Raw genomic sequence first — 11,678 nt, forward strand, 5'->3', positions numbered from 1 at the left:
TAGGTCATATTATTAGTATTATTATACCATTCTATTGGTATAAGGGGAATGAATTTTTACAATTCTCCTAAGATTTAAAAAGCAAAATATTATCTAAGATTTTCAATATTACCAACTAGTAAGACCACCATCGATAGTCCACGCAGCACCCGTTACAAAGGACGCTTTACTACTCAATAAAAATACAATTACCTCTCCGATTTCATGAGGTTGACCAATACGACCTAATGGGTAATGTTGCCCCATTTCAGCCTTAGCAGCCTCTATATCTTGTTGAGCATTGGCAATTTGTTTATCTACTAAAGATGTATCTACATCACCCGGACATACACAGTTAACACGCACATTATGCGGCGCCATTTCTAGGGATAGAGATTTTGTAAAGCTCACCACCGCCCCTTTTGAAGCGCCGTATACAGAACAAGCTACATTACCTTGTAAGCCTGCATCACTGGCTACTGTTACAATACTGCCCTTTGTAGAACGCAAATACGGTAATGCGGCTTGACACAAGAAGACTGTACCTTTTACATTGGTGCCAAACATTTCATCAAAGGCATCCTCTGTTACATCAGATAGCAATTCTTCTTCATAGTAGCCTGCTGCTGTTACGAGAGCAGATACACCACCAAATAATTTAACTGTTTCTTTTACAATACGCTGACAATCTTCAATTTTAGATACATCGCCTTGGATGTACTGCACCCTTGAAGAATAGCGGCGCAATTTCATCTTAGCCGTTTGTCCTGATTTTTCATCACGACCGTTAATGACAACACACCAGCCTTCTTTAAGAAGCAATTTTGCCGTAGCAAATCCGATGCCCGATGTGCCACCACTAATCAATGCCACTTGTACATCACTTTTATGAGGCATATCTTGCCCTCCTATAATGTGGAAACATAGTCATAGACTAATTTCAACAACATAACTGTCGTTACCGACAAGAATACAACACGTACCAACGACGAACCCTTAGCAATAGCTAAATGAGATCCTAGGTAAGCACCTATAATTTGGCCTACCCCTGTAGCTAAACCGTACTTAATATTGACGTGACCTAAATAGAAGAATACGATTAAGGATGCTAAATTACTGGTAAAATTCAATATTTTTGCATTCGCTGAAGCATGCAGAAAATCAAAGCCAGTAAAGATAAAGCCCATAATCAAAAATGTACCTGTACCAGGGCCAATAAAGCCATCATAAACACCAATGCCAAGAGCAAAAGCCATGCAAATATACAATGCTTTTCCTGCTACTGCTGAGGTACGGTTTATTTCGCCCCAATCCTTTTTAAATACCACAAAAAGTGTGACACAAACGAGTAGGATGATAATAATAGGCTTTACATACAAGGGTGGCAATGATACAACTGCTAAGGTACCAAGCATGGATCCTATAAATGTAAAAGGTAGTAATTTACGAACTAGAGAAAAATCAACCATGTGATTTCTTAAGAATGTAATTGACGCACTGCCAGCTCCAAATATACTAGACAGCTTATTACTGCCTAAGGCCATACTCGGCGGAAGGTTGGTTAATAGCATAGCGGGAACAGAGATTAGGCCCCCACCACCCACAATGGAGTCTACAAAGCCGGCAAAAGCACCTGCTACAGCGAGCAAAACGAGAATTAGGATATCAAATGGTAAACCTGTTACCTCAATAAGCCACTCCATATAAACCTCCTGTAGATAGCACATCAACGGTCGCCAAAAGGCCACCGTTGTCATGCTAGTTTATTTTATTTTGCACCTAGACGATCTAAAGCTAATGTGTATCCATCAGCACCATAGACTAAGCATCGTTTGACACGACTAATAGTAGCCGTGCTCGCACCTGTTTCTTCTACAATTTTTTCGTAGCTATCACCGGCACGTAGCATTTTTGCTACTTGTAAGCGTTGAGACAAAGCTTTCAATTCATTAATCGTACAGATATCTTCAAAGAATGCATAGCACTCCTCAGTATTTTCAAGCGTTAATATAGCGGTGAATAGCTCATCGTTTTGTTCACTTCTCAACTTCTCATTGATACTCATAGGATCCTCCTACTTCTTATTCATCGCTTTAGACCAAGCATCGCCAATCATTTGGACTAATTGTACCAAAATAACCAAGATGATAATGGTAGCAATCATAATATCAGCTTGGAAACGTTGGTAACCATAGCGGATAGCAATATCACCAAGGCCACCGCCACCGATAGCACCAGCCATTGCAGAGTAACTGATGAGGTTAACGATAAGAACCGTTACGTTATCGATAATCGTAGGCAATGCTTCAGGTAATAACACTTTCCAAATAATTTGGAGTGGGCTTGCACCCATAGATTGAGCCGCCTCAATAACACCAAAGTTAATATCTTTAATAGATGTTTCTACAAGGCGCGCTAAGAATGGTATTGCTGCAATTGTTAAAGGTACACAAGCTGCAGTTGTACCAATAGATGTGCCAGCCACCATACGAGTGAATGGAATGATAGCAACCATCAAGATGATGAATGGAATAGAACGTGTTGCATTGACAACAGCACCTAACACTTTGTTAAGTGCTACATTTTCTAAAATATGACCCTTAGATGTTACTACCAAAACAACACCGAGAGGAATACCAAGTAACATAGCCATGACCGTAGAAATAATAGTCATTTGCAATGTATCAAGGGTACCAGTTATGAGAAGATTAATTATTTGCTCTGACATAACCGATCACCTCGCTTTCAATTGGTAATGTTTTGATGTATTCTAAGCCCTCTTGCGCATTTTCAGGGTCACCATTCAAGATAACGATAAGACGACCAACGCATGTATTTTGGATATAGTCGATGCCACCAAAGAGGATACTTACATCGAGGTTAAAGCGTCGTACGAGACCTGCCACTACAGGTTCATCCGTAGATTGGCCTGTGAATTTAAGGCGTACTAATGGAGCTGTACCTGCAATCCATTGATCATGCAATTCCAAATGTTCTAACGCTTCTGGCGGTAAGTTATCACTTACTACAGAGCTGATGAATTCTTTTGTAGTATTTTCACGAGGATGTGTAAATACTTCAACAGTGCTACCTTCCTCGAGGATTATACCGCCTTCGATAACCGCTACACGATCACAAATTTCACGGATTACGTGCATTTCATGAGTGATGAGAACGATAGTAAGGCCCATTTTTTCATTGATATCTTTCAACAATTTCAAAATGGATTCTGTTGTTTGCGGATCCAGAGCAGATGTAGCTTCGTCACAAAGAAGAACCTTTGGATTAGACGCTAAGGCACGAGCAATACCAACACGTTGTTTTTGACCACCAGACAATTGTGCTGGATAGTTATTCATACGCTCAGTAAGGCCTACGATATCAAGGATTGGCGTAATGCGTTCCTTGATTTCAGATTTGCTCAAGCCTTGTAATTCCAACGGGAATGCCACATTGTCATACACTGTACGAGAGGACAAAAGGTTAAAATGTTGGAAAATCATACCAATATCTTTGCGTGCTTTACGCAAAGCGGATTTGCTAAGTGTTGTTAAATCTGTACCATTAACGATAACAGAGCCAGATGTAGGCGCTTCGAGCATGTTGATGCATCGAATCAATGTGGATTTACCGGCACCAGATTGACCGATAATGCCAAAGATTTCACCTTCTTTAACTTCAAGGTTAATATCTTTTAAGGCTTCCACACGAGTAGTGCCTTCATAGACTTTACTAATGTGTTGTAATTGAATCAAAATAATGTCCTTTCTTAAGGTAAAAATTTACCATGTAATGAAAGTAGATTACCTATTAAGGCAAACCTTCTTCCATCAATTTTTCTAGTGCTTCGCGTAGACGAAGTGTAATAGCACCTGGTTTACCACCAGATACTGGATTTCTGTCTAGCTTAGTAATTGGGATGACACCACCAATTGTATCGGTAAAGAATAATTCGTCCGCATCATCTACAAAAGCGCGGTCAAATTCTTTTTCAATAACTGTAATACCTAGAGATGGTGCTACGCGGGTCAAAATCATTTGGCGCGTAATACCTTTTAAGATATGATTATCTGCTGGATGCGTATACAAGATACCATCTTTAATAGCAAATACATTAGATGTTGCACCTTCTGTACAAACGCCATCACGGAACAACATGGCAGTATAAGCAAATTTCTTCTCCGCTTTAGTTTGTGCCAAAATATTCGGAATCAAGTTAGTAGTCTTAACATCTACATGGTCCCAACGCTCATCAGGTAATGCAATCGCTTTTACACCTTCACCCAATTTATTAACCTCATCCATATCCAAATTACGGATAGACATGAGCATTTGTGGTTCTAGTTTAGATCGATCGTATGCATGATGGCGTGGCGCTACGCCACGAGAGATTTGCAAATAAATATAGCCCTCTTTGATTTCACTTTGCTCGATTAAAATTTCGTGCAATTCTGTTAAATCATCTGGGGTCATTTTTACAGGAATATCCATTTCACGCATAGAGCGATACAAGCGATCTTGATGGTAGGACAATGCGAAGCAACGGCCTTTTACGACACGTACCACTTCGTATACAGAGTCACCAAACAAATAACCACGGTCATCAATACTGATAACTTTGGCACCTGGTTCAACGAACTCGCCATTAAAATATGTTAATTCTTGCATAGGAGCACCTCTTTTTCTATATCGTTACTCTATCAAGTAGTAATCATCATGGACTTATTATATCACAATCACTTTCAAATTTTCACACTTTACTTTGTGAAAGATACAATTTAGATATACAAAAATCCGCTAGGATGCCATAGTTAAAAACTATATCCTAGCGGATACTACTAATGTCCCAATATAAATTTACGAATTGGTTTAGGCACATAATTGAGAGCTACCGTAGTCAAATATGACAGGCCTAGCGCCATAGCATACATGGCAAGTACATTGACCACTGTATAGAGGAGATTATATTTAGCCATCACGCCAGAGATGATCAACAACCAGAATGGATGTGCTAAATAAATACCGTAGGACTTATCCCCTATTTCTGACCAAGTAGATTCCATAGTCGCATTCATTGGTAAGGTTTGGAATAGGAACAAACTAAATAATGTTCCCAGTCCAGTATAGAGGACACCCATTGGACTCATTTGATGAACTGTATAAATTGCTTCAAGCACTGTATAATGCCATACGTCCATAACATAGTAGTAGGATCCGAGCATCAACAATATAGAGCCTACTGCACTAGCACCTAACAAGTAACGATAACGCCACATGTATTCGCATACCGTTTCATATCGTTCAGCACATACAGCCCCCAACAGGAATATCCACACATAATGGATAACCCAATAATTAAGTCTCATATCAAAAAGATATTTCAACACAGGGTTATTACTAAGATGTTCTGTTACCCAACGGCCGAGCATGTAAGACGACACATAATCGATAGCAACTTGGATAATAAATAGTAAGATCATCCAAAATACAGGGCGTTTTAAGATAACTTTCACCATAGCTCGCCATAGCGGCATCATCACGTAGAACCATAAGAGGATAACCATAAAGTATAAATGATACATAGACGTACCAAACAATAGATTTACCGCCAATGGCCCGGGATGTAAATTGCCTAGATTATGTGCCGTCAGCCCCGTATAGAGCAAGTAAAATAAAGACCACGTAATATATGGAAATAGCACCACCTGAATACGGCGGTGCATAAATTCCTTATATGAGAATAGCCCCTCTACAGATGTATGATAAAACAAGCCAAATGCAGAGAGGAAGAAAAATGCCGGCACTCCAAAGCGCGATAGAATTTCTAAGACGCTAATAAGTTCTAAATTTACAAAAGGATTTTGCAATGCATAGGAGCCTACATGAATGCCGATAACACCGAGCATACAGAGGCCACGCATATAAGTAATTTCCGGTAAAAATGCTTTTTTCATAGCCATTCCCTATTCATTATTGACCAGGTACAACGGCAGGTGTCGGCACAATGCGTAGACCTTGAGATGTTGTAGCCGGTTGTTTAATTACTGGAATTACAGATGATATAGTTTGAGCAGCTGTTGTCTTTGCTGGTTGAGCAGGTTGTACTGGCGCAACTTGACCATTCGCTTTAGCTGCTTCTTCAGCCTTAGCCTTAGCTTCCGCTTCCGCTTTAGCTTTCGCTTCTGCTTCACGTTTCAAGCGCAATTCTTTTTCAAGAGGCACTACAGGTTTATCATAGATTGTAATATCTGTTTCGAATAGACGGCCCCAAGGGAATGTAGCTTTTACTGTACGAGGGTCAACTTTAAGGTATTTTTCAGCAAAGTCTTGGATACGTTCGCCTAAATAACTTTCAAGACGTTCATTCAACTCGCCAGAGTAACGTACATTATCTGTGCGAATAGAGTCTTGCATACGGTAAATATCTTTACGGATATTTGCTTGGTACGCCCAGTTATCTAAGTATTGTTGAGTCAACATCTTACGGTGACCTTCTGGGCTCATAGTTTTGAGCAATACGCCTTGAGCAATGGCATAGCCTATCGTATTACTTGCTGTATTCCAGCCATTATAGGCACCGATTTTGTATAGCAAATCGCGCTTATACATAGCAGATACCAATGTATTATCAGCACCATTGTTATAAGCAATATCAGCAACACTGACGTTTACACCAGAATCAACAGCTTGTTGAATGCGATCTACGAAAGCATTAGTAGAATTAGAAATCATCGGGAAGTTCTCGAAACTTTCAGATTCACCAGTACTTGTAGTAAGTGGTGTATTCACGGCTAACAACACAGTTGGTTTACCTTGTGTCACCATAGTGCCACCTACGGCCTCAACGTGTTGTGCAATCGTTTTATCAACTGTTTGGTCTTCGTAACCTGGCAAAGTTTTACCGCCACCACCGAGTGGGTAAATTACGGAGAATGTAGGTTTTTCTGTACTTTCATCTGTACGAGAACGAGCCATCAACAATAGACCAAGTTGGTCGGCACCAGGGAAGCTACCATATTTCTCAGCAGGAATATCCTTAGAGTATTTACTTAAGTAACGACCTTCTAATGCAGATTGAGACAATTGAGATGTATCATCATGACCCAATGCAAAGTAATCGAATACACCACTACGAGTTTCATCGATTAATTCTTTGTTGATTTTCATATTTTTTTGACGGCGGTCAAACCAATCTTGTAGATATTCTACAGGAACAGAGGCTTGCAAGCTCATCAATTTTTGAGTTTCCTCTTGTGTTAAGGACCCAGAATCTAATTTATCTTGTAATGCTGCAATTTGGAAGATAGTAGGACCGTATTCAGCATAGTAAGCTGGCTCAGTACCACCACCACTAGCACGCGGAGAACGCATTACAGTGCCAAAGCCATAGATACGAACCTTTTTATTACGAGCTTTTAAGGCTTCAATACGTTTCAAACGACTTTCTAAAGTGCTAAGTGGAATATTATGTTTACGAGAGTCTACAAGGCCACCATAGATAAGAGTATCTGTACTCAATACCATCACATCAGCACGACCTGCATTTTGTTCAACCCAAGCCATAATTTGATCTGCTTGACCTTGATAGGTCTTACCTGAAATCAAATTTTGAGGTGGCGTCAATATAGTCATACCTGCTTCACGAGCTGTATCTACAGTATATTGTAAGCTTACAGGGCGATCATCTTGAGGTACGTACAATACGGTTTCCGCATCAATTTTAATAGATGTACCAGTAGCGATGGCTGCAGCCATAAGTGCTACTTTCAACCATTTATTCGTCATAAATCAAATCTCCTTCTGTGTAGCGAGTACTCCCGACTCGCAAAATGAACTGTTATATAATACTCTCTTTTTCTGACACTTTTATGAAATGTTCATATGCTCAATAGTATAATTATATCATTTGACTATTATTTCGCAACTGGCTTGGTTTTCCCTACCTTAGGTAGACTCCAATTGTACTTGATGGCTAGCAGACGGATAACGAGTACCACTGTGAAAGCGCCATATACGGCCATACTGTCCCAACTCGATGTGACCATAAGATAATAAACGATGCCTCCAATAATACTAGGCAAGGCATATACATCCTCTTTCAAAACAGATGGGATGCGTTGCGCCAACATATCGCGGATAATACCGCCACCAACAGCAGTGATTGTACCGAGCAATACAATAAAGATAGGCAACTCTGGATAGAGTTTAAAACCTGCAGAAGCACCTGTTACTGTAAATGATGCCAGCCCTAATGCATCAGCTAACAAGTAACTAGCTCGACTACGAGGCCCCATAGCATGCTTGCGATATCGACTGTTATAAATCAAGAACACGATAACAGTTACCACTAAAACAACGGTAACATACACTACATTTCGCAATGAATTTGGTGGAAAATAGCCGAGCAACACGTCCCGTACAATACCACCACCAATAGCAGTAGCCAATGCAAGGACAGTCATACCAAATATATCCATCTTCCGGGCTACTCCAACGAGTGCACCGGATACAGCAAAGGCAATGGTGCCAATCATATCAAACATATACCAAATAATGTCCATAATTCCCCCATATAATCTATTCGCATAACTGCGCACACTGTGATAGACTTTATGTAAGATATTATACATGAAGAGGTATGCCAATGACAAAAGACATTACACCTATCGATATTGAAAATATGGATGAACGCACACGGGATGAGTATTTCATGGCTATCGCCATGGAAGAAGCTCGCAAGGCTTATGAACTTGGAGAAATCCCTATTGGTGCCATTCTCGTAAAAGATAATACAATCGTGTCACGCCACCACAATCGTCGTGAACTTGATCATGATGCAACGGCTCATGCAGAGGTCCTCGTAATCCGCGAAGCATGCGATGTTCTCAAGCGCTGGCGGTTGACTGGTTGTACCCTGTATGTTACGATAGAGCCGTGTCCGATGTGCGCTGGAGCCATTATTAACAGTCGTATTGATCGTGTTGTATATGGTGCAAGTGATTACAAAGGAGGCGCCGTAGAATCGCTATTCAATGTGCTCTCTCATCCTGGTTTAAATCATGAACCAGAACTAGCATCTGGTGTGCTTGGTGATGAATGCAGCCAAATTATGAAAGACTTCTTTAAAGAGCGCCGTAAAGCACGGAGGAGTACCCAAGAGGCTGAAGGGTCCGCACTCGAAATGCGGTAGGTCGGGCAACCGGCGCGGGGGTTCAAATCCCTCCTCCTCTGCCATATTTTCAAACGTTGCCCCGTGATTGCGTATGCTATCGTAGGGCATTTTTTATTAGGGTTTATCTGCTTTATCGGTGTTCCTAGATATCGTATGACAACGTCATAATTTACCCGTTTTGCCCCTATTCTGCCCCTTTTTTAGGGCATTCGAAATATAAGGAAATACTAGCCTCACTTAGCATAATACCCTCTTTTCTTGCCCCTTTTTAATGGGGTCGGAAAACTCGGGAAATACTCCAACTCCATATAATCACCTCTAGCCCTCTCTTGATGCTGATCAACATTAAGAGGGGCTTTTATATGTTTGGATATGTTAAGAAATAACCTTAACATTCCTTAACAATTATATGAAGCCCTCTATAAAAATAACGTCATCATATGTCATCAAACACTTGAGCATTATATAAAAATAACCTTAACTTTTATTAACCTTATCTTTCCTTATCAAAATAACTCAACTTAATAAAATGATGTCAACTTTTGACAACAGCCCCGCATCACTCACAAGGGCATAAGAAAACCCCTACACCGTGTAAACGATGAGGGGCTTAATTCTCAATAAATGCTTATCGCATTGCCTGCTTTTCTATGCGTTTTAGTTATCGATTTTTCATTACTTCCGATAATGTATGCTTATTGGTAGTAATTTCGGAAGTAATTTTTCGCAAGAATGGCTTAACCATGCGGATAACTAAACATTACCCAAACGCATGTATATTTGAGCCGTAAATTTATGTATATCTTGATTGTTTTATACGAATTTATCAGAATAATTATAAAATCTGTGTTGTTGTGTGGTGGTGTAGGCTACTCTCTGCCGTTCTCATTTACGGCTAATTTTGCCTGCTCTACGGTCGGTAGGTCTATCCCCTTTTCGAGTATTACTCCTATGATGCGGTATGTTTTACCTCGTGAGGGTTCTCCCCTACCTCGTAGATACACCTCTATTATATACATAATATCCTCAAAACGTAAGCCCTGCAGGTGGTACAACGTATCATATAGCCACATTTCTATAAGTACGAGCTTAGCAAATTTACTCTGCCTATCTTCTAGCGTTACGATCGTATCTGATATATCGTGCTTTTGATTAACCTGTACAGCAGTATCCCCATACTTGGCCACGCCTGCATTAGCCTTGTAATTGTGAATACTATCCCGTAGCTTTTCAATTTCTGCATTGAGTTTACTGTACCCATTCAGCGTAGCTCTAATTATCCCCTTAGAGGTAACTGTATCACCGTTAAGGGTTATCGTACTAGGGGCAATATAAACAGCGCTCACATGGGTAATTTTGCGGTTCTTTTCCTTTAAATACTCCTGCTCCTCACGGTACGCCCTATACTCTTTTGCGTTCATACAGCCCCCTACATTCAACTAATAAATTTAATTCACAAAGAGGCAAGCATTGCGCCTGCATGACCTCCGCCATTAATCACCATTCACAGTACCTTTTATCTAGCAAGTGTATCGAAAATTCCAAATCTAGGCAATTTTTGGGGTCTCGGCCACCGCCTACTATCAAAAGTCGCTGAAAGAACCTATTAACATTTGACCTATCTATATACTATTAACGAATAGACATTATTAATATTTATTTTTGCGCAAAACCATTGTACCACTCGGTATAGGCGTACTCTATTTCTTCATCTGTTGGCTTTCGGTTATACACTTTTGTGAGGGTAATCTTTGGTGGCATCTTAGGAATATCGTTAAAGTACAACTCCACGAGCCACCGTGTACGATCAATACGCTCTATCTTCCATTTATCCATAGTATGCGCCCCCTACCATTCACTAAACTGTATCGGGTGTACCTCAATAAAATAGCCACCTCGCTCGGGTTTTACTGTCATTGTTATTTCTTGTGATAGGTTCTTTTCATTTAATAACGCTATAACACGGCTCAATATGGTTAGTTGCTTTGGATCATTCACACAAGCATACACGCTATAGGGTACTGTACTATTTATCATGGTTTTAATTTGATGAATAATACCACGCATATGTGTTGCTCTATAGTATTTTATAGCCTTTTCGTAGCCATCTATAAAGCGCTCTCCTGTTGTACTCATCTGTATATTTCCTTTCTAGTACTTTTTAAGGGATACTAAATACCGAATTTCACCTCTCACAGGGATAGGCGTTACCTGCATCTCAATATTGCTTAGTTGTGCATCTAATCGTTTCGCTATTACGTTAACCTCAGTTAGCGAAGAGTATTTTACAAAGCAGTATCTAGCGTAATCATCGCAAATGAAATTATGAACTCTTTCATCTTTCAACATGTCTATATATCCTTTCTATCATTCACAAGCCCCATTTTGTAAAAATTGAGGTGAGAGAAGTTACATTGTAACGACTTTTAGCCATAATTTAGTTACACTTTTAGTTATTCTCTGATAACCCATGCAAACATAGGAGGCTCTTGTAACTTTTGTAACCACTTTTTTCAACAAATTATAT

13 protein-coding genes and 1 tRNA gene are annotated in these 11,678 nt (G+C 40.0%); 2 read left to right on the forward strand and 12 right to left on the reverse strand.

The features are described from left to right. Positions 1–108: 108 nt before the first annotated feature. The 9 genes from QZ548_RS04055 to QZ548_RS04095 form a co-directional block, all read right to left on the reverse strand. Entirely contained in the window at positions 109–876 is a 768-nt protein-coding gene (locus QZ548_RS04055; RefSeq protein ID WP_295868507.1) for an SDR family NAD(P)-dependent oxidoreductase, read from the reverse strand. An 11-nt stretch (positions 877–887) separates the two neighbouring features. Then, positions 888–1,682, reverse strand: a complete 795-nt coding sequence (locus tag QZ548_RS04060; RefSeq protein ID WP_295868510.1) for a TSUP family transporter — start codon at positions 1,680–1,682, stop codon at positions 888–890. A 65-nt stretch (positions 1,683–1,747) separates the two neighbouring features. Then, the gene (locus QZ548_RS04065) at positions 1,748–2,044 is read right to left on the reverse strand and encodes a YerC/YecD family TrpR-related protein (protein WP_005387967.1); all 297 of its coding nucleotides are present in this window, start codon (positions 2,042–2,044) and stop codon (positions 1,748–1,750) included. Positions 2,045–2,053: 9 nt separating this feature from the next. Then, complete coding sequence (locus tag QZ548_RS04070) at positions 2,054–2,707, reverse strand: methionine ABC transporter permease (RefSeq protein WP_295868512.1); 654 nt, start codon at positions 2,705–2,707, stop codon at positions 2,054–2,056. Next, positions 2,688–3,734, reverse strand: a complete 1,047-nt coding sequence (locus QZ548_RS04075) for a methionine ABC transporter ATP-binding protein (protein WP_295868515.1) — start codon at positions 3,732–3,734, stop codon at positions 2,688–2,690. Before QZ548_RS04075 ends, QZ548_RS04070 begins: the two co-directional genes overlap by 20 nt. 55 nt (positions 3,735–3,789) lie before the next feature. Then, positions 3,790–4,647: an aminotransferase class IV gene (locus QZ548_RS04080; protein ID WP_295868519.1), complete on the reverse strand. Its 858-nt coding sequence runs from the start codon at positions 4,645–4,647 to the stop codon at positions 3,790–3,792. Positions 4,648–4,817: 170 nt separating this feature from the next. Next, positions 4,818–5,939, reverse strand: a complete 1,122-nt coding sequence (locus tag QZ548_RS04085) for an acyltransferase (protein WP_295868522.1) — start codon at positions 5,937–5,939, stop codon at positions 4,818–4,820. 10 nt (positions 5,940–5,949) lie between these two features. Further along, complete coding sequence (locus QZ548_RS04090) at positions 5,950–7,764, reverse strand: DUF4127 family protein (RefSeq protein WP_295868524.1); 1,815 nt, start codon at positions 7,762–7,764, stop codon at positions 5,950–5,952. A gap of 128 nt (positions 7,765–7,892) precedes the next feature. Continuing rightward, positions 7,893–8,540, reverse strand: coding sequence for a trimeric intracellular cation channel family protein (locus QZ548_RS04095; protein WP_213467709.1), 648 nt, complete (start codon positions 8,538–8,540; stop codon positions 7,893–7,895). Positions 8,541–8,623: 83 nt separating this feature from the next. On the opposite strand from QZ548_RS04095, the gene tadA reads away from it, so the two are divergent. Beyond that, on the forward strand, positions 8,624–9,169 hold the full coding sequence (gene tadA, locus QZ548_RS04100) for a tRNA adenosine(34) deaminase TadA (RefSeq protein WP_295868535.1): 546 nt from the start codon (positions 8,624–8,626) through the stop codon (positions 9,167–9,169). After that, positions 9,123–9,213, forward strand: a tRNA-Ser gene (locus tag QZ548_RS04105). Before tadA ends, QZ548_RS04105 begins: the two co-directional genes overlap by 47 nt. An 807-nt stretch (positions 9,214–10,020) precedes the next feature. On the opposite strand, the gene QZ548_RS04110 is transcribed toward QZ548_RS04105, so the two are convergent. From QZ548_RS04110 to QZ548_RS04120, 3 genes are all read right to left on the reverse strand, one after another. After that, complete coding sequence (locus QZ548_RS04110) at positions 10,021–10,572, reverse strand: hypothetical protein (protein WP_295868527.1); 552 nt, start codon at positions 10,570–10,572, stop codon at positions 10,021–10,023. A gap of 235 nt (positions 10,573–10,807) precedes the next feature. Then, entirely contained in the window at positions 10,808–10,987 is a 180-nt protein-coding gene (locus QZ548_RS04115) for a hypothetical protein (protein ID WP_295868529.1), read from the reverse strand. A 12-nt stretch (positions 10,988–10,999) separates the two neighbouring features. Then, on the reverse strand, positions 11,000–11,287 hold the full coding sequence (locus QZ548_RS04120; RefSeq protein ID WP_295868532.1) for a hypothetical protein: 288 nt from the start codon (positions 11,285–11,287) through the stop codon (positions 11,000–11,002). Positions 11,288–11,678: the final 391 nt, after the last annotated feature.

It is taken from the genome of uncultured Veillonella sp. (assembly GCF_915069625.1).
Lineage (GTDB): Bacteria > Bacillota > Negativicutes > Veillonellales > Veillonellaceae > Veillonella.

What these genes read in the sequence shown, in the direction of transcription:
- QZ548_RS04090 (WP_295868524.1), bottom strand. Translation starts at nt 7,764, where the DNA reads ATGACGAATAAATGGTTGAAAGTAGCACTTATGGCTGCAGCCATCGCT.
- QZ548_RS04080 (WP_295868519.1), bottom strand. Translation starts at nt 4,647, where the DNA reads ATGCAAGAATTAACATATTTTAATGGCGAGTTCGTTGAACCAGGTGCC.
- QZ548_RS04060 (WP_295868510.1), bottom strand. Translation starts at nt 1,682, where the DNA reads ATGGAGTGGCTTATTGAGGTAACAGGTTTACCATTTGATATCCTAATT.
- tadA (WP_295868535.1), top strand. Translation starts at nt 8,624, where the DNA reads ATGACAAAAGACATTACACCTATCGATATTGAAAATATGGATGAACGC.
- QZ548_RS04110 (WP_295868527.1), bottom strand. Translation starts at nt 10,572, where the DNA reads ATGAACGCAAAAGAGTATAGGGCGTACCGTGAGGAGCAGGAGTATTTA.
- QZ548_RS04115 (WP_295868529.1), bottom strand. Translation starts at nt 10,987, where the DNA reads ATGGATAAATGGAAGATAGAGCGTATTGATCGTACACGGTGGCTCGTG.
- QZ548_RS04055 (WP_295868507.1), bottom strand. Translation starts at nt 876, where the DNA reads ATGCCTCATAAAAGTGATGTACAAGTGGCATTGATTAGTGGTGGCACA.
- QZ548_RS04095 (WP_213467709.1), bottom strand. Translation starts at nt 8,540, where the DNA reads ATGGACATTATTTGGTATATGTTTGATATGATTGGCACCATTGCCTTT.
- QZ548_RS04065 (WP_005387967.1), bottom strand. Translation starts at nt 2,044, where the DNA reads ATGAGTATCAATGAGAAGTTGAGAAGTGAACAAAACGATGAGCTATTC.
- QZ548_RS04070 (WP_295868512.1), bottom strand. Translation starts at nt 2,707, where the DNA reads ATGTCAGAGCAAATAATTAATCTTCTCATAACTGGTACCCTTGATACA.
- QZ548_RS04085 (WP_295868522.1), bottom strand. Translation starts at nt 5,939, where the DNA reads ATGGCTATGAAAAAAGCATTTTTACCGGAAATTACTTATATGCGTGGC.
- QZ548_RS04120 (WP_295868532.1), bottom strand. Translation starts at nt 11,287, where the DNA reads ATGAGTACAACAGGAGAGCGCTTTATAGATGGCTACGAAAAGGCTATA.